This is a genomic window from Mojavia sp. (genome assembly GCF_059505145.1).
The window spans coordinates 494,342-512,292 of the sequence record NZ_JCACKA010000063.1 but is presented as its reverse complement, the minus strand read 5'-3'; the positions used below and the strand labels follow the sequence as shown (position 1 = coordinate 512,292).

14 protein-coding genes are annotated in these 17,951 nt (G+C 44.0%); 4 read left to right on the top strand and 10 right to left on the bottom strand.

Features of this window, described 5'->3' with window-relative positions; genetic code table 11:
- Positions 1-169: 169 nt before the first annotated feature.
- From AC5JL8_RS14475 to AC5JL8_RS14465, 3 genes are all read left to right on the top strand, one after another.
- On the top strand, positions 170-2,842 hold the full coding sequence (locus AC5JL8_RS14475) for a TIGR03960 family B12-binding radical SAM protein (protein WP_495880459.1): 2,673 nt from the start codon (positions 170-172) through the stop codon (positions 2,840-2,842).
- Positions 2,843-3,396: 554 nt separating this feature from the next.
- Positions 3,397-5,487 carry a ribonuclease E gene (gene rne / locus AC5JL8_RS14470; RefSeq protein WP_495880458.1) on the top strand — a complete coding sequence of 697 codons (2,091 nt, stop codon included), beginning with the start codon at positions 3,397-3,399 and terminating at the stop codon, positions 5,485-5,487.
- 8 nt (positions 5,488-5,495) lie between these two features.
- Positions 5,496-6,161, top strand: coding sequence for a ribonuclease HII (locus tag AC5JL8_RS14465; RefSeq protein WP_495880457.1), 666 nt, complete (start codon positions 5,496-5,498; stop codon positions 6,159-6,161).
- 184 nt (positions 6,162-6,345) lie between these two features.
- Here AC5JL8_RS14465 and AC5JL8_RS14460 read toward each other — a convergent pair whose 3' ends face one another.
- Complete coding sequence (locus AC5JL8_RS14460; RefSeq protein ID WP_495880456.1) at positions 6,346-6,930, bottom strand: DUF1997 domain-containing protein; 585 nt, start codon at positions 6,928-6,930, stop codon at positions 6,346-6,348.
- A 483-nt stretch (positions 6,931-7,413) separates the two neighbouring features.
- Between AC5JL8_RS14460 and pheA the strand changes: the two genes are divergently transcribed.
- A complete protein-coding gene (gene pheA, locus AC5JL8_RS14455) occupies positions 7,414-8,283 on the top strand; it encodes a prephenate dehydratase (RefSeq protein ID WP_495880455.1) in 870 nt (289 codons plus the stop codon).
- Between the two features lie 70 nt (positions 8,284-8,353).
- On the opposite strand, the gene AC5JL8_RS14450 is transcribed toward pheA, so the two are convergent.
- From AC5JL8_RS14450 to AC5JL8_RS14410, 9 genes are all read right to left on the bottom strand, one after another.
- The gene (locus tag AC5JL8_RS14450) at positions 8,354-9,004 is read right to left on the bottom strand and encodes an LON peptidase substrate-binding domain-containing protein (RefSeq protein WP_495880454.1); all 651 of its coding nucleotides are present in this window, start codon (positions 9,002-9,004) and stop codon (positions 8,354-8,356) included.
- Positions 9,005-9,205: 201 nt separating this feature from the next.
- Positions 9,206-9,523 (bottom strand): 30S ribosomal protein S10, encoded by a 318-nt coding sequence (rpsJ, locus tag AC5JL8_RS14445; protein ID WP_010998474.1) that lies wholly within the window; start codon positions 9,521-9,523, stop codon positions 9,206-9,208.
- 196 nt (positions 9,524-9,719) lie between these two features.
- Positions 9,720-10,949 (bottom strand): elongation factor Tu, encoded by a 1,230-nt coding sequence (gene tuf, locus AC5JL8_RS14440; protein WP_495880453.1) that lies wholly within the window; start codon positions 10,947-10,949, stop codon positions 9,720-9,722.
- A 22-nt stretch (positions 10,950-10,971) separates the two neighbouring features.
- Positions 10,972-13,050 carry an elongation factor G gene (fusA, locus tag AC5JL8_RS14435; RefSeq protein ID WP_495880452.1) on the bottom strand — a complete coding sequence of 693 codons (2,079 nt, stop codon included), beginning with the start codon at positions 13,048-13,050 and terminating at the stop codon, positions 10,972-10,974.
- Positions 13,051-13,189: 139 nt separating this feature from the next.
- Positions 13,190-13,660, bottom strand: a complete 471-nt coding sequence (rpsG, locus tag AC5JL8_RS14430) for a 30S ribosomal protein S7 (protein ID WP_495880451.1) — start codon at positions 13,658-13,660, stop codon at positions 13,190-13,192.
- Positions 13,661-14,048: 388 nt separating this feature from the next.
- Positions 14,049-14,432, bottom strand: coding sequence for a 30S ribosomal protein S12 (gene rpsL, locus AC5JL8_RS14425; protein ID WP_292831104.1), 384 nt, complete (start codon positions 14,430-14,432; stop codon positions 14,049-14,051).
- A 107-nt stretch (positions 14,433-14,539) separates the two neighbouring features.
- Entirely contained in the window at positions 14,540-14,866 is a 327-nt protein-coding gene (locus AC5JL8_RS14420; protein WP_495880450.1) for a HesB/IscA family protein, read from the bottom strand.
- 241 nt (positions 14,867-15,107) lie between these two features.
- A complete protein-coding gene (locus AC5JL8_RS14415) occupies positions 15,108-15,536 on the bottom strand; it encodes a phosphomannose isomerase type II C-terminal cupin domain (RefSeq protein WP_495880449.1) in 429 nt (142 codons plus the stop codon).
- A 269-nt stretch (positions 15,537-15,805) separates the two neighbouring features.
- Complete coding sequence (locus AC5JL8_RS14410; RefSeq protein ID WP_495880505.1) at positions 15,806-17,869, bottom strand: phosphodiester glycosidase family protein; 2,064 nt, start codon at positions 17,867-17,869, stop codon at positions 15,806-15,808.
- Between the last annotated feature and the right edge of the window lie 82 nt (positions 17,870-17,951).

Here is a 17,951-nt window from a genome sequence, read left to right as displayed (position 1 = left end):
TGGCAGTGGCATGACTTCATTAGAAAGAGCAATGCTAATGATAGTGTCAATGTGGAAGACAATTATGTAAAAGAATTGTAAGTTACAACGAACAACTCTCTTGAAAGACCTAATCAATGCTAAGGTTGGAGGTGATTAGCTGTAGATAAGGTAGCTAGAAGATAGCACAGTGGCTGTTGCAGTTGAAAATTTAATTACATCGGATATTTTAAAACCTGCGCGTTACCTGGGTAATGAGCGCTTAGCAGTACATAAGCCTTGGGATTCGGCAACAATACGCTGGGTGTTAACCTACCCGGAGGTATATGAAGTCGGAGCATCTAACTTAGGGCATATCATCCTCTATAACATCTTGAATGCCCAGCCTCGCCAGTTATGCGATCGGGCTTACTTACCAGGCTCAGATCTGTCAGCCAAACTACGCACTACCCATACTCCTTTGTTTGCGGTAGAGTCAAAGCGATGGCTGACAGAATTTGACATTTTAGGGTTTAGCCTTAGTTACGAACTAGGAGCAACCAACATTTTGGAAATGTTGGATTTGGCTGGGATACCCCTCACATGGCAAGAACGGACAGAGGGAAACTTCCCGTTGATTTTTGCCGGAGGACAGACAGCAACTTCCAACCCTGAACCTTACGCGGACTTCTTCGACTTTTTCGCTCTTGGAGATGGCGAGGAACTGTTACCAGAAATTGGCTTGGTGTTGGAAGAAGGCAAAAACGCAAGATTAAGCCGTCAACAATTGTTGTGGGACTTGGCACAAATACCAGGGGTATACGTACCTCAGTTTTACAGCATGGCGGAGGATGGCTCAGTTTATCCTGCGCTTGATGATGTGCCAAAACGAATTCTACGGCGAGTTGCTACACCTATACCAGCTTATTCGATTGGGCTAGTTCCCTATGTAGAGACAGTACATGACCGCTTAACAATTGAGATTCGACGCGGTTGCACTCGTGGTTGTCGCTTCTGCCAACCTGGAATGCTTACCCGACCAGCACGGGATGTAGAACCAGACCGAGTAGTAGAAGCAATTGAGGAGGGAATGCGAGCGACTGGTTATAATGAGTTTTCTCTGCTATCCCTAAGTTGTTCTGATTATTTATCCCTACCAGCAGTGGGGATGGAAATTAAAAATCGTTTAAAAAATGAAAATATTTCTCTGTCTCTGCCTAGCCAACGGGTAGACAGATTTGATGAAAATATTGCCAACATCCTTGGAGGTACAAGGCAAGCGGGACTGACCTTTGCCCCAGAAGCTGGAACCCAGCGGATGCGGGATATTGTCAACAAGGGTTTGACCAATGAAGAATTGCTACGGGGTGTAAAAACAGCTTGGGAGAAAGGTTGGGATAAAATCAAGTTGTATTTTATGATTGGCTTACCTGGTGAGACAGATGCCGATGTTGTGGGCATTGTAGAAACCGTAAGCTGGTTACAGCGTGAGTGTCGGGCGAAGGGCAGAAAACCACTTAATTTTAACTTGACGATTTCTAACTTTACTCCCAAACCCCATACACCTTTTCAATGGCATTCAGTTTCCACATCTGAGTTTGAACGCAAGCAAAGGTTACTGCGACAAGAATTCCGCCGGATGAGAGGCGTAAAAGTCAATTTTACTGATGTCCGCATCTCAGCGATGGAGGATTTTATTGGCAGAGGCGATCGCAGTTTGGGGAAAGTAGTCCGCCGTGCTTGGGAATTGGGCGCAGGTATGGATTCTTGGTATGACAATGTAGATCAAACATTTGCAGCTTGGGGGGTAGCGATCGCTGAAGCTGGTTTAGATTGGAAATATCGCCAAGTAGAAAACGGCGAGTGGAACTTGTTTCACAAACAGGACAAACAGACAATAAGCCAAGGAAATAAGGAAGACAATCAAAATTTTCTTAATTTCCCCCTCCCCTCTTCTCCCCCTCCCCTTGACTCCCCCTTCCTTGATACTCCCTTACCTTGGGATTACATAGATACAGGGATTGATAAAAAGTGGCTCAAGGAAGACTTGCAACGTGCCCTCGCAGCTGCAACAATACCAGATTGCTCTTTTGAGGGTTGTTCTCACTGTGGCATCTGCGGTACAGAGTTCGGGCATAATATCGTCATCAAGCCACCTGATGTTCCAAACTTCGCTGGCGAGTTTGTGCCAAATACGTCCAAATTACAAAGGTTACGGGTTTGGTTTGGTAAACACAAAGACATGGCCTTGTTGAGCCATCTCGATTTGATGCGCTTATTTGACCGAGTAGTGCGACGAGCCGGATTACCAATTGCTTTTAGTGGAGGATTTCATCCGACTCCGCGCATTTCTGTTGCCAATGCCTTAGCTTTAGGAGCTACTAGTAGCGGCGAAATTGTGGATTTTGAGTTAACTCAGTCAATAGATGTCAAGAGTTTTTGGGAAGATTTAGCTGAAGAACTACCCACAGACATACCTATATATAATGTGGTTCAGTTGGATTTAAAAGCTCCCGCAGCTAGCCAAGTAATTGAAGCAGCAGAGTATTTGATTACTGTGGCAACACTTGGAGAAGCTACGCCTGCACAATGGCAAGACTGGATTGACCAAATTCAAGCCAAAGACGAAATTTGGTGGGAGCAAATAACCAAGTCAGGTAAAAGCCAGTTAGTAAATCTGCGCGATCGCCTGTTTGAACTAGAATTAGTAGAAATTAACAGTGTCCAAACCGGGCCTCAAGTTGTCTTGCGTTATGTAGGTAGTTGTCGCCCCGACGGTTTATTGTTGCGTCCTGAACAAATCCTGGCTATGCTAGAAATAGTGGCTGATACAGAATTTCAATTACTGCACATCCACCGCAATCGGCTAGTTTTGGCGATATAATCCGTAAAGGGCAACTTGCTAGTAGTTGCTCCGATATGGCACATCATGGGAATTGATTTTTAGCAAGGTTGCGTTAGAATGGGGTGAAGAGAAATTTTCTGGCGCTGCATTGAATTAGCTGGTTCACTACCCTGTCAGGGGACGAAAGCAAAGATATTAGAGTGCAACTTCTAGGATTTTATCCCAGACAAACTGAGGCAGATTAAAGAACGCACTCTTTCTGTAGCTACCTTGTGGATCAGTAACTAACAACAGGCTCCGTCGGCAACTCTTACTCTATGCTTTTTAAAACAACTGCTGAATACCTAATCCCTAGATGGTGAGGGTATAGCATCAAAAATCAACCACGGGCAGGTTGATTCAATTTCTTGAACAATATGCAGCCTTTCTGGAATAATCAGGCGTGTAAACGCAATCACAGCATCAATAGCTCTTTAATTTTGAGCTTAGATTCACAATTTTTATTAATAGCAGCACCTTTTGGGGCTTGCAGGGGCAAGAGGCATAACAAACCTTCTTTCCCTAATTGTGCTGCCAATTTTTGAGGGAATTGAATGCCAAAGCAAATTATTATCGCGGAACAGCATCAAATTGCTGCTGTATTTTCTGAAGATCAAATACAAGAACTCGTTGTAGCCACAGGTCATCACCAAATTGGTGATATCTATCTAGGTGTAGTAGAAAATGTATTACCTGGGATAGACGCAGCTTTTGTGAATATTGGTGACCCAGAGCGTAATGGTTTTATTCATGTGACTGACTTGGGGCCCTTGAAGCTAAAGCGCACAGCAGCAGCAATTACAGAATTATTAGCACCACAGCAAAAAGTTTTGGTGCAGGTGATGAAAGAGCCAACTGGGACAAAGGGGCCAAGGCTCACTGGTAATATCACCTTGCCCGGACGCTATGTAGTACTCATGCCCTATGGCAGGGGTGTAAATTTATCTCGGCGGATTAAGAGTGAAAGTGAGCGCAACCGCTTACGGGCGTTAGCAATTTTGATTAAACCCGCAGGGATGGGGTTGCTGGTTCGTACAGAAGCGGAAGGGAAGCCAGAAGAAGCAATTATCGAAGATTTAGAAGTACTGCAAAAGCAGTGGGAAGCAATTCAACAGGAAGCGCACTCTACTCGCGCCCCAGCATTGCTCAACCGAGACGATGACTTTATCCAGCGTGTCCTGCGAGATATGTATGGCGCGGATGTGAATCGAATTGTAGTCGATTCTAGTACTGGTTTGAAGCGGGTGAAGCAGTATTTGCAGAACTGGAGTGGGGGCCAGACACCGCAGGGATTGTTAATTGACCATCATCGCGATCGCTCTCCGATTTTAGAATACTTCCGCATCAACGCTGCGATTCGAGAAGCTCTAAAACCGAGGGTAGACTTACCTTCTGGGGGATACATCATCATTCAGCCGACCGAGGCATTAACAGTAATAGATGTTAACTCCGGCTCCTTTACACGCTCGGCAACAGCGAGAGAAACAGTGCTGTGGACTAACTGCGAAGCGGCCACAGAAATTGCCCGCCAGATGCGTCTGCGGAATATCGCTGGGGTAATTGTCGTTGATTTCATTGACATGGAATCCCGACGTGACCAACTACAAGTCCTTGAGCATTTTAATAAAGCACTCAAAGCAGATAAAGCTCGCCCTCAGATTGCCCAACTAACTGAGCTAGGTTTGGTAGAACTCACCCGCAAGCGTCAAGGTCAAAACATTTACGAATTATTTGGCGATACTTGTCCGACTTGTGGTGGTTTAGGGCATACCGTGCGTTTGCCTGGAGAAACAGAAACGCGATTGCCAACAACACCACCAGAAATACCTGAGCGTTTTGTATCCTTGCCTCATAGAGAGCCACGTTTGCCAACTACCCGCCTCACAGAACCACGGGAAACTTACGATGGATTTGGGGAAGGATTTGATGCCGACGCTGAGGGTGCTCTAAACCTGATGAATCATCCCAGCTATCAAGAACTTAGTGATAGTAGCAAGCGCCGTACCCGCACCCGTCGTAGTCGCATTGGCATCAGTGGGCCAAATGGTAAAGATGAGCCACGCATTGTTAACAATCCGCTAGCTTTTGTTAACGAGTCAGACTTAGACATTGATACTGAAGCTGAACTAGGAGTAACATCAGAGATACCTGCACCTAGCCTTGGCAAACCGGTTTGGAACGAAAGAGCAGAGCGTACTAAAGTTACCAAAGCCGAGCCAGTCAAACCAGTGGTAGAACCACCGGAGATTAGGACTGTAGAAATGACACTACAGGAACAAGATGTTTTCGCGTTGATGGGAGTTTCTCCCCTGGTGAAGTTAGAGCAGGAAGTTAAAAATCCTAAGTCTGTAATTATTAATATTGTTCAACCTGGACAACTTCCGACTCCGCCTACTGAATCAGTTTCATACTCAACGGCTGCCGAAAACACTAGTAGTGAAACAAGTGAAATAAGAGTGGTCAAAGCATCTGCACCGCAAGTTGAGTTAGAGCCGAAGCCCTTACCCCAACCAGTCATTGAGCCTTCGGAGTTCCCAGCATTCGTGGATGAAAGCGAAGCGAATAGCACATCTGCTGCCAGTCGTCGCCGTCGTCGTCGTTCCTCTGCGGCGGACGGCAGCACATCTACCATAGAAGAAAGTTAACTGTCATTATGGTAGAGACAGAGCAGGCTACCACAAATATTTTACCTGTAGTATCCCAAAGCACATTGAGTTGGTTGGAGTTGTCTGCTTTATCAGATACTTTGGGCGTGGCGGGTGTGGATGAAGTGGGCCGAGGTGCGCTATTTGGCCCCGTGGTAGCAGCAGTAGTCATGCTACCAGATCATGCTTGGTCAAAACTGATGGCGGCTGAAATTAAAGATAGTAAAAAGCTGTCTAGTTCTCGTAGAAAAAAGCTAGCACAACAAATTTGTTCGCTAGCTATAGACTGGAAAATTGGGTTTGCTTCCACTGCGGAAATTGACCAGATAAATATTTTACAGGCAACTCTGTTGGCGATGAAGCGGGCTGTGCTGAAGCTAAAAGTACAGCCTAGACTTTGCTTAATTGATGGTAATCAGTTGGTAAAAGATTTGTTATTGCCGCAACAAACCATAGTAAAGGGAGACGAGCGATCGCTTAATATTGCTTCTGCTAGTATTGTGGCTAAGGTTTGGCGTGACGAGCTAATATTGCGTTTGGCATCAAAATACCCTATGTATGACTTAGAGTGCAACAAGGGTTATGGTAGCCAAAAACATTTGCTGGCGCTGCAAAAGTACGGGCCATCACCTCTGCATCGCAAGTCCTTTCGTCCCTGCCAAATTCAGTCATGAAAAACTACCATATGCCAGACAGTCTGAAGACAAATCTGCCATTTACTTTCTTGACTTGATGAACCACAACTGCGTTCGTCAGCTTTCCCAACTTGTAGATACTTATAGGGCAGCCTCTCATTTGTTAAAGGCTTTTCTCAAGGGAAGAAAGCAGCTGTGTATGTGGATACTGAGCGGTTAAAAATTACTCTATATTGAGCATTGGCAATTCTGTACTGTCATCAAGCCCTTTATGTTTTGTTTGTGAAACTATCCAGCGCCGATAATCTGCCAAAAGTTGATGTAACAACCGTTGCTTAACTGTTAATAGTACGCTCTTTAGCAAACCATTACCAGTAGCTTCTAAAATCGGCTTGGGAGTGAAAGAGAATGGTGGTGGCAGATCCACCTGTACTTCTAAATCGGCTCTACCTCGCAGACGAGTACCAGCGCTTAGTTGGTAGGGCGAAAGATGCCCTTTTAAATTCAGAGTAAAGCGCTGGTTAATATACTCAAAACCGAGGATTTCACAACCTACTGAGCGCAGATGAATCACTCCATTTGATTCTGCCCAGACTCTCATATCTACAGTTGGTTGAATACTTACTGACATGAAAGTTAAAGGACGCATTTTCAACCGAAATACTTCCTCAGAAAGTTGCTGAATGCGATTGCTGTCAACCAAAGCATAAACCAGACGTTGGGGCTGACGTAAGTAATGCTGAATTGGAATAGGCTGCTCTGGAACAGCGATTTCAACCGATTGAGAGGCAGTAAACCGGGTAGCCATGAGCGGATTAAAATATATATTGTCTAATTTTAATATTTTTTAATAAATTAAATTAGTTTGTGTGTAAATTTTTGACTTTATTGATTATAAAAATTATTGTTGCTCATCAGCTATCAATTATGGACAAAAAATTTGATAATGTCATTGGTATCTTTAGTTAAAGAAATATATACATATAGATCAGGACTATTGATTGACAAAAAAATGAAAATGTGTATTTAAAAATTGTGATTAACCCTTAGAATTGTCCATGAATTCTCAAAAGATGTTAGCGTTACAGCTAATACAAATTTATGCTAAAAGAAACCACGCTTCATGAGTTTTGCATGATTAATTCATATTGCACTGTATTTTTGTAGTACTTAAACTCTATAAATAACATTGTGTAGTAATAGTTATTGTAAAATCTAGTTTGCCCAAATCAAAAAGCTATAGCTCTGCGCTTCTGTTTACCAATCAAACTTGCAACTCAAGACTAAAGGCATGACCCTATCGATCGCACATTTAGGCCCTCCTGGTACTTACGCAGAACAGGCAAGCATTTTTTATGCCAATTGGCTTACTAAAAATACGGGCATGGAAGCGATTTTATGCCCCTATCCTAGTATTGTCCAGACACTCCAAGCCGTTGCTCAAGGTCAAGTCCAGTTAGCTATTGTGCCAGTAGAAAATTCTATTGAAGGCAGCGTAACTATGACAATGGATGCGCTGTGGCAGTTAGACAGTTTGCAAATTGAGTTGGCTTTAATTATGCCTATCGTCCATGCTTTAATTTCTTGCTCGGCTAGCTTAGATGAAGTGAAAACTGTCTATTCGCACCCACAAGCTCTAGCACAATGCCAAGGATGGTTAGAGCGGTTTCTCGCAAATGTGCAGCTAATTCCTAGTAACTCTACAACTGAAGCATTACAGTTACTAAAACAAGACTTGACAGTAGCTGCTATCGCATCTAGCAGAGCAGCTCAACTTTATAACTTGCCAATACTAGCTAGTGGTATTAATGATTATCCAGAAAACTGTACCCGGTTCTGGGTGGTAAGTAACAGCAAAGCAAAAGCTTTTGCTCATCTATCCTCTACAAGTAATAGTCACACTTCCCTTGCTTTCAGCGTGCCTTCTAATGTACCTGGAGCGTTACTCAAACCTCTGCAAATATTTGCTCAACTAGGAATTAACCTTAGCCGTATTGAATCGCGTCCAACAAAGCGATCTTTAGGAGAATATTTGTTTTTCATTGACTTAGAAGCAGACACCACCACATCAAAGATGCAATCTGCTTTGGCAGAATTAAGCACCTACACAGAAATTCTGAAAATTTTTGGCAGTTACAATATCCTACGTATCACAATTTGACCGTTAGGAATCTACTGCCAAATGAGTCACAACAACAGTCTGTACAAAGCTAGTTAACGGAACTATTTACTCACAACTTTTGATTAAACGTGTCTTTGAGAACGGTACGAGCTGCCAAGTGATTGCGAGTTGAAGTCAAAATCTCAGATTCCCGTTCCAAACGAGCGACGGTATCGCGCATTTCTAGTAATGCCTGCTGTTCTGCGGCAACACCATAAAGGTTACTTGCTACCCAATAGGATAATTCTGTTGGCAAATCGGGTACATCTTCTGGCAATTCAATATTTTGTTCAGTTAACTTGGCTGACAGACGTACAACATCTCGCAGTAGTTGTTCTACCTCTGAAGCTAACGGACGCAAATCTTTACTTGGTGACTGGTCTTCAATCCACTCTACCAAGGCAACGCGGTAGGGCTTTTCCCGAATGTACTCTAAAACACGGAATCTTTGCTGCCCTAAAGTTAACATCTTCATGCGGTCATCTGGCAGACGTTGATAATGAATGATTTCCGCACAGCAACCAACATTTGCAATTGTACCTTTCACAGGATCAACCATTAATACCCCGAACCTGCGATCGCTCTCTAGAATCGTGTTCATCATGATTCGGTAGCGAAATTCAAAGATATGCAAAGGTAATGGTCTGCTGGGAAATAGAACTACTTCAGGTAACGGGAACAGAGGTAGTTCGCGGACTGCAATTTTAGAAGATGATGCCATAGTTACTTTGATATAAATTTAATCTTTAAAATTTACTATTCTCTGCTTCTCCCGTCATTTGTCTACATTCTATCATTTGTTTTATAGCTAATAAAAAGCCCTGAGATAAATTTCTTCAGGGGAATGTAAATATTAATACTAGTTTTTGTCATTTATCCAAAATTAATGATAAATGACAAATTTTTAATGAATAATGACAAATTACAGCTTAACTTCGATGTCCACGCCCGATGGTAGATCTAGCTTCATTAGAGCATCAATAGTTTTAGAAGAGGGCTGATAAATGTCAATAATTCGGCGATGGGTGCGGGTTTCAAAGTGTTCCCGCGAATCTTTATCTACGTGAGGTGATCGCAGCACACAATAGATTTTACGTTTTGTTGGTAAAGGAATCGGCCCTATGGCTGTAGCGTTGGTGCGGTTAGCTGTGTCTACAATCTTCTCGCAAGATGTATCCAATAAGCGGCGGTCAAAAGCTTGTAAGCGAATTCTAATTTTCTGCTGCTGTAGAGTTGCCATCTTTAGTTTTCCAGGTTCTGCTAAGTATTTGTTCTTGTTTTTACAATTGTTTTGGATTGCTACCACAGCATTTTGCCTGGCTGCAACTACCTCATAAACCGACTTTCACAATCCAAAATTCGGTATAAAGGGGAAGAGAAAGGAGCAGAGATTTATGTTAGTATCTCTGCTCCTTAAGTTATAAGGCAAAAAGTTACTACTTCAGAATTTTCGAGACGACACCAGCACCGATGGTACGGCCGCCTTCACGAATGGCGAAACGCATTCCTTGCTCAATAGCGATCGGGTTGATCAATTCTACAGTCATCTTGATGCGATCGCCTGGCATCACCATTTCTGCCTCGCTGCCATCATCGGAGGTGAAGGCTCTGATTGTGCCAGTTACATCGGTTGTGCGTACATAGAACTGAGGACGGTAGCCAGCGAAAAATGGGGTTTTCCGACCGCCTTCTTTTTCTGTCAGAACGTACACTTCACCTTCAAATTGAGTGTGAGGTGTAATTGAACCGGGTTTAGCTAGCACCATACCCCGTTCAATATCTGCCTTTTGGATACCCCGCAGTAGCACACCAGCGTTATCCCCAGCCATACCTTCATCGAGGCTCTTCTTGAACATCTCGATACCAGTTACGGTAGTGTTACGGGTATCTCTAATACCCACCAACTCGACAACATCACCGACCTTAACTTTGCCCCGTTCAATCCGTCCGGTAGCAACAGTACCACGACCTGTGATCGAGAACACGTCTTCCACAGCCATCAGGAAGGGTTGGTCAACAGCCCGTTCTGGGGTGGGAATGTAGGCATCTACTGCGTCCATCAGTTCGTAGATTTTATCTACCCACTTATTTTCACCACGCTGGGTCTTGGGATTCTTGGTCATTGCTTCCAAAGCCTGTAGACCTGATCCTTTGATAATGGGGATGTCGTCACCAGGGAAATCGTAACTGGAAAGCAGTTCTCGCAGTTCTAGTTCCACTAGTTCTAAGAGTTCTTCGTCATCCATCAAGTCTTCCTTGTTCAAGAAGACAACCAGACTGGGAACGCCTACCTGCTTTGCTAGCAGGATATGTTCACGGGTTTGGGGCATAGGGCCATCAGTAGCAGCAACTACAAGAATAGCTCCATCCATCTGGGCAGCACCGGTGATCATGTTTTTCACATAGTCAGCGTGTCCAGGGCAGTCTACGTGAGCATAGTGACGTTTTTCGGTTTCATACTCAACGTGAGCGGTATTGATGGTAATACCCCGCGCCTTTTCTTCTGGTGCGTTGTCGATTTGGTCGTAGCCTTTAGCTACAGCTTGGCCCATAGCCGCCAAGGTCATAGTGATGGCTGCTGTTAATGTTGTTTTACCGTGGTCAACGTGGCCAACAGTACCGATATTGACGTGGGGTTTATTCCTTTCAAACTTTGCGCGTGCCATGAATGCTCGTTTCCTTTTTTAATTAAGCGTTCCCTTTGCTTTTAGCAATGATTGCCTCAGCCACGTTGCGAGGCACTTCTTCGTAGTGGCTAAACTCCATTGAGAAGATGCCCCGACCCTGGGTCTTCGACCGGATATCAGTGGCGTAGCCAAACATTTCTGCTAATGGGACTTTAGCAGTCACTTTAGCAAGGCCCTGCTCAGATCCCATACCCTCAATTTGCCCACGACGGGAATTAAGGTCGCCCATGACATCCCCAAGGAAGTTCTCTGGAACTTCAACCTCAACCTTCATCATAGGCTCTAACAGGACGGGTGAAGCTTTCGCCACTGCTTCTTTCAAAGCCATGGAGCCAGCGATTTTGAAAGCCATTTCCGAAGAGTCTACATCATGGTAAGAGCCATCAACCAAAGTTGCTTTGACATCAATTAGTGGATATCCAGCTAAAATACCAGATTCACAGCATTCTTTCATTCCTTGTTCTGCGGGGCCGATATACTCTTTAGGTACAACACCACCGACAATTTTAGAAACGAATTCAAAGCCGCTTCCTGCTTCTCCCGGCTCCAAATCGATCACAACGTGACCGTATTGACCTTTACCACCACTTTGGCGAATAAATTTACCTTCAACTCTGGAGACTGGTTTACGAATTGTTTCGCGGTAAGCTACTTGTGGCGCACCAACATTCGCTTCCACTTTGAATTCGCGTAACATCCGGTCTACAAGAATTTCTAGGTGTAGTTCTCCCATCCCTGCAATCACAGTTTGGTTAGTTTCCGGATCGACATGGACGCGGAAGGTTGGGTCTTCTTCTGAAAGAGATTGCAACGCCTTGGACAATTTGTCCATGTCGTTCTTAGTTTTGGGTTCAACCGCCACCGAGATTACAGGCTCAGGAATGAACAGGGATTCCAGAATAACTGGCGATCCTTCATCAGTGATGGTGTCACCTGTTAAGGTGTCTTTCAATCCTAATGCTGCTCCTAAATCTCCTGCCCGCATTTCATCGACATCAAGTCGTTCATCTGCCTTCAAAATAACCAGACGAGAAATCCGTTCTTTCTTGTTCTTGGTAGCGTTGAGGACGTAGCTACCTTTTTTCAGCACGCCAGAATAAACGCGAACGAAGGTTAGGCGACCATAAGGGTCAGCCATAATCTTGAATGCCAGCGCTGATAGAGGTTCGTTGTCATCAGCCCGACGCTCCACAGTTTCGCCATTCGGCAGTATGCCTTGAATTGGTGGGACTTCAGTTGGTGCTGGCAGGTAATCTACAACCGCATCCAGCATCAACTGCACGCCTTTGTTTTTGAATGCCGAGCCGCAAAGTACTGGTACAATCGTTCCCGCTGTTGTACCTTTACGCAGAGCAGAACGAATTTCCTCTTCTGTAAGTTCTTCGCCCTCAAAGTACTTATTCATCAGATCGTCATCTGTTTCTGATACCGCTTCTACCAGCTTGACGCGGTATTCTGCTGCTTGCTCTTGTAATTCTGCGGGTATCTCTGTTTCTTGAATATCAGTTCCCTGGTCGTTGGTGTAAATATATGCACGCATCCGTACCAGGTCAACGATGCCTTTGAAATCAGTTTCACTACCAATTGGCAGTTGAATGGCAATAGCATTAGCCCGCAGGCGATCGCGCATTTGATCGTGAACTCTGTAAAAGTTCGCTCCTGTGCGATCCATCTTGTTGATAAAGGCTATCCGAGGCACTTTGTAGCGGTCTGCTTGTCGCCATACTGTCTCAGACTGCGGTTGCACGCCACCCACAGAACAAAATACTGCGATTACACCATCCAACACGCGCATGGAACGTTCAACTTCAATCGTGAAGTCAACGTGACCTGGAGTATCGATAATGTTTATTTGATGATCTTTCCAACTGGTACTGATCGCAGCAGCAGTAATGGTAATTCCCCGTTCCCGCTCCTGTTCCATCCAGTCTGTTACGGCTGTTCCTTCATGAACTTCGCCAATCTTATGAATTATTCCAGAGTAAAACAATATTCTCTCTGTTGTTGTTGTCTTGCCCGCATCTATATGCGCCGCAATACCGATATTGCGTACTCTCTCTAGCGGGATCGTACGTGCCACAGTAGCCTCCTATAGTTTTTGCCTCATGATATCTTGTATATTACTCTTTGTTAAGATTCTATACTTTTACGGAAAACCGTCTTTTTTTTCAAAATCTACGATATACCGCTTTGATGAATGCGATATATCGTGTGTGTGCTTAGTAACGATAGTGTGCAAATGCTTTGTTAGCTTCAGCCATCCGGTGCGTTTCTTCCCGCTTGCGAATAGCATTTCCGGTTTCATTGGCAGCATCCATTAATTCATTGGCCAATCTGCTGGCCATTGTGCGCCCTGGTCTAGATCTGGAAAATTGCACCAGCCAACGCAGTGCTAAAGTAGTACCCCGTTCTGAGCGCACTTCCATTGGTACTTGATAAGTCGCCCCCCCGACTCGCCGGGCTTTGACTTCTACCAAAGGTGTTGCGTTCCGCACTGCTCTTTCAAAAGTTTCTAAAGCACCGTTACCAGTGCGCTCCTCAATAGTTTTTAAGGCATCATAAACAATTCGTGCAGCAAGTGATTTCTTGCCATGACGCATGATCCGCCTGATTATCATGCTAACAAGACGACTGTTATACACGGAGTCAGGCGGAACTGGGCGCTTTTGAATAACACCACGACGAGACATACTTTACCCTTAATTCGGATTTGGCAACGAAATTATATGCTATCAGACACTGGAAACTCAAAGCGGTAGAATTCACCGCTCGGACTTACTCAATTTTTTCTACATTGGCAGCATTGCTGACCTATCGACTTGCTGCCTGTAACTAGAAATGCAGGGCGACAACATCATAAACCTTAATCTCTAGATTAATATGTTGTCGTCACTTACAGGATTCTTATCTAAACTTCCTACACTTGCTCGCTTAGCGCAGGGTGTAGCTAGATTGTTGAAACAGACACAAGAACTATAAATTACTGCTTTTAAAAAGCGAACTGCATTGATTTTTCTGTTCTTTGACGCTTTTAGGCCAGACGATTAATCGTGTTTGATGCGATTAACCGCCTAGTTTCTATTTTTTCGCTTCTTTTGGACGCTTAGTTCCATATTTGGAACGACCTTGCTTGCGGTCTTTGACTCCAGCTGTATCTAAGGTGCCACGGATAATGTGGTATCTCACGCCTGGTAAGTCTTTAACCCGACCGCCACGAATCATCACAACCGAGTGTTCTTGCAAGTTGTGACCAATCCCTGGAATGTAAGCTGTGACTTCAAATCCAGAAGTTAGTCGCACCCTTGCTACCTTACGCAGAGCTGAGTTAGGCTTTTTAGGCGTGGTTGTGTATACTCTTGTACAAACCCCCCGACGTTGGGGGCATTGCTTTAGAGCCGGGGACTTGGTTTTTTGACGCGATTGTTCGCGTTCATTACGTATGAGCTGCTGTATTGTTGGCATGAGTTACAGCGCGTGAAGCTGCTTAGGATCTAACTTTTAACAAATCCTAATTATATCTTTTTTTGTGGTTTTGTGTCAATTATTCAGTTGTTAGTTATTTTATATGATTATTTACTAAAGTCAAAGGAGTTGCCGCAGCCACACGTGGTGATTGCCTGGGGATTGTAGAAACGAAAGCCACCACCCATCAGATCCTCTGAATAATCCAGTCTTAAACCATTAATACAATCTAAGCTTTCTGGATCTACTACTAATTGGATACCATTTAAGTCAAAAACGCGATCGCCAACTTTTACCATTTCATCAAATGACATTTCATAAAACCACCCAGAACAGCCACCAGGTTTAACTGTCAATCGAAACAAGACGTTCATTGGCTGCTTTGACTTTAATCGCCCAATTTCATTCGCAGCTGCTGGACTCAAATGAATCATGGCATTCGTTTTAGAAATTTCTCACCCTATATTATTTAAGTATTACAGATAGGTTGGTGTCAAAAGCAATAAACAAAAGATTCGTTCTTTTCCTTGTTTATTTTTAATTTTCGGATATCGCTGGCATATTAAAAATCCCTGCATTTACCAGGCAGGGACTTGAAACCAGTATTTACCAAAAACTTCTGACACAAGAATATCTTCAGTTTTTAGAGCAATGCTGTTCAGTATTTGTAAGCCTTTAACGGTTTTGATCCGCAGTCCGGGCATAATCATCTTGGTAGCGGATGATATCATCCTCGCCCAAGTATTCCCCATTCTGCACTTCAATTAACACTAAAGGAATGACTCCAGGATTCTCTAAACGGTGGGCTGTACACTGGGGTACATAAGTTGACTGATTATTGCTCAGTAGTACTTCTTTTTCGCCACAAATTACCTTAGCTGTACCTGAGACAACAATCCAATGTTCACTGCGGTGGTGATGCATTTGCAGGCTGAGGCGATGTCCAGGCTTAACTTCGATGCGCTTAATTTTGTATCCGCGCCCTTCTTCCAACACTGTAAAAGAACCCCAAGGGCGCAACTCAGTTGCAGCAACGCCTCTGGAAGTAATGGCTGGATGTAAGGGCAGAGTGTTAGTTTGTGCTGTTTCTGAAAATTGAACCATAGTGACCTCATTTGAAGACATAACAAACCGTCTGTACTCTATGAACCATTGATGAAAAAGCTGGCGTGATCGTGCCGCAACAATCAGTTATTCAGTTGCACTTTGCCAAACATAACAAAATTAACCTTTACGGTGTAAAACGCTATTACTAAAATTACTGCGTCTATACCAAGTCTTCATCAACTAAAAGAGCAGCTTATTTTAATCTTTAAAATAGAGATTAGCTTTAAGAAATGCAAAATTATTTCCAATGCCCAATCTCTAATCTCTTATCGCTTTTGTTCCAAGAAAATACCAATGCCATTATGGACACGCGCAGCAGTATTAGGGGAACGATCAAGTAGTTGCCCTCCTAAGTAAAGACTCGTAGAACTACCACCGTCTAAATTGAGGGCATCTACACAACCCATAAGCTGCATAAGTTGTGCATGTTCTGCCAAAGTTGGCCCCGGCCCACCTGCACGATTATGCACGGCAGCAATCATCAGGTTACCTGTGGTAGTTGTACAAATGCCACTACGAATTGCCTTTTCTGCGATAAAGGCATCGCTGAATTTTTCAGCTTTAGCATCTAGGACAATTTGCCGATTTTGGATCAATAGTGGCCCTGCGCCTATGACGTGGGGATAACGGCTAAAGTTATTAGGAACTGTGGCGTTGGTAATGTTGAGTGCGGTACCAATAGGTAACTGTGAAGCAGCATTGCTAGCATTGCCGCGCAAAGTTAGTAGGTAGCCATCCTGAGGAATAGGAATGCTGGTTTGTCCTGCTTTACCACCTGGTAGCTGATTAGTAACTTGGTCGTTCTGAACAATGAGGAGAATTTCGTTATCTGTTAGGGGTGTGTAAGAAGGGCCCCAAACAGGAGTGTAACGAGCGATACCACTTTGAACATAGCCACTATTGAGAAAGAGAATTGGCAACCGCAGGTTACTAGGAGCAATTAAAGTTTCTTCCAAGGTGAGACGACCGAAGTAAAATTGCCCTGAATCATTCCAAGCGATCGCACCCCGATTCAGTATCGGGCCTGATAGCCACTGATTATCCTGACGTATTGCACCCAAAGGCAATCGATTATTGCGGTTAAAATAACCACCATTAATTGCTGCTACTGCTAAATAATTTTGTGCTGTTTGAATTAAGGGAGCAGTACCTGCTAGGGCATTGAGGTTACTCCTAATCGGTTTCAGCGTTAGCCCAAAGGCACGGGGGTTAATTTCTAGCCAGACAATCGGAAAACGTTCTGTGCCTAAATTAAAAAACTGCTGTCGCCAGCGCAATCCCCTCGCCCAATTTATATCGCGTTCTACCATCGCATCGGGTCGAATATCAATAATTAGGCGATTGGGGTTAGCAATAGTACTAATTCGGGGAGATAGACCAAAAGGGACGCTCAGACGAATAATTGTTTGGTTGTTGACCACTTCCACTTGTTTAATCAGTGGTTCTGGAGTTGGTGCTGGTGACACCGATGCTGGTAATAATTGTTTGAGCAGGTTTGGCAGAGGTATCGGTACTGGTGTGGTAGGTGGGGGAGTATAGCGTTCTATCAATACGGGATCGGCTATTCCATCTAGAGTAATTTTCCACTCTCGATTGGGTGGTCCAGATGGTTTAGGGGTTGGAGTGTCGGGATCAGGAGAAGTTTTGACTGGTAACTCTTGTGTAACTTGCCACGGAGTTGGGCGATCTAAATCTACAAAGATGCGAGCCTCTTTTTGAGGAGCTACCCCTTGCGAAGCCGTCTGTAGAACGTCTATGCTAACCTCTGGAGATTCTTGGATTTCAACAATATTTGTCACTTTTGCTGCTGGAGTAGAAATCACCAAGATGTTGCCATTGGCTTGCACCTGCCATCCTGCGGTTTGAGCAAAAGTCGTAATATTTAGATAACGATATCCTCTTTGCAACCAAGCGGCTAAAATCCGTGGTTTGGCACTTGGTGTAAACCAATTTACTGGTTGTCTGACTGGATTTTTACTGTTTAAAAAATCTACTCCAATGAATTGCTTGAGTGCCCCATCACTCAGATGAGTTGTCAGTTGACCAGTAGAGCCAGGTCGCTGCAACCAAGCCCCTGTCAGGATACGACCATTGATAGAAATTTGATTACCAGAAGATAACACCCCTGGTAACGGTACTGTAGGTGACTGCGAAGTTAAGGTTGGTCTAGGTGTGGTAGTTTTGGGTAGCTGTTGGGCACTCGTCGTAACATTGGTAGTATATAAGCACAGCGCTGTTGCCAGTATTGGCGACACAGTAGTCCAGAAAAATCTCCTATGACCTTGATTAGCAAGAGTACTTTTATATTTATGTTGGTAGCAATTAGGCATTTTCATGATCACTCGCTAGATACTGTTGAAAGCTATCACCCAAGATGTCGGCTCACTAATTAATGCGGAACTCTTAAAAAAG

Excerpts from the sequence above, each read along its gene's own strand:
- pheA (WP_495880455.1), top strand. The coding sequence starts at position 7,414 with ATGACCCTATCGATCGCACATTTAGGCCCTCCTGGTACTTACGCAGAA.
- AC5JL8_RS14420 (WP_495880450.1), bottom strand. The coding sequence starts at position 14,866 with ATGATTCATTTGAGTCCAGCAGCTGCGAATGAAATTGGGCGATTAAAG.
- AC5JL8_RS14410 (WP_495880505.1), bottom strand. The coding sequence starts at position 17,869 with ATGCCTAATTGCTACCAACATAAATATAAAAGTACTCTTGCTAATCAA.
- rpsL (WP_292831104.1), bottom strand. The coding sequence starts at position 14,432 with ATGCCAACAATACAGCAGCTCATACGTAATGAACGCGAACAATCGCGT.
- AC5JL8_RS14465 (WP_495880457.1), top strand. The coding sequence starts at position 5,496 with ATGGTAGAGACAGAGCAGGCTACCACAAATATTTTACCTGTAGTATCC.
- rpsG (WP_495880451.1), bottom strand. The coding sequence starts at position 13,660 with ATGTCTCGTCGTGGTGTTATTCAAAAGCGCCCAGTTCCGCCTGACTCC.
- tuf (WP_495880453.1), bottom strand. The coding sequence starts at position 10,949 with ATGGCACGCGCAAAGTTTGAAAGGAATAAACCCCACGTCAATATCGGT.
- AC5JL8_RS14450 (WP_495880454.1), bottom strand. The coding sequence starts at position 9,004 with ATGGCATCATCTTCTAAAATTGCAGTCCGCGAACTACCTCTGTTCCCG.
- AC5JL8_RS14460 (WP_495880456.1), bottom strand. The coding sequence starts at position 6,930 with ATGGCTACCCGGTTTACTGCCTCTCAATCGGTTGAAATCGCTGTTCCA.
- rne (WP_495880458.1), top strand. The coding sequence starts at position 3,397 with ATGCCAAAGCAAATTATTATCGCGGAACAGCATCAAATTGCTGCTGTA.
- rpsJ (WP_010998474.1), bottom strand. The coding sequence starts at position 9,523 with ATGGCAACTCTACAGCAGCAGAAAATTAGAATTCGCTTACAAGCTTTT.
- AC5JL8_RS14415 (WP_495880449.1), bottom strand. The coding sequence starts at position 15,536 with ATGGTTCAATTTTCAGAAACAGCACAAACTAACACTCTGCCCTTACAT.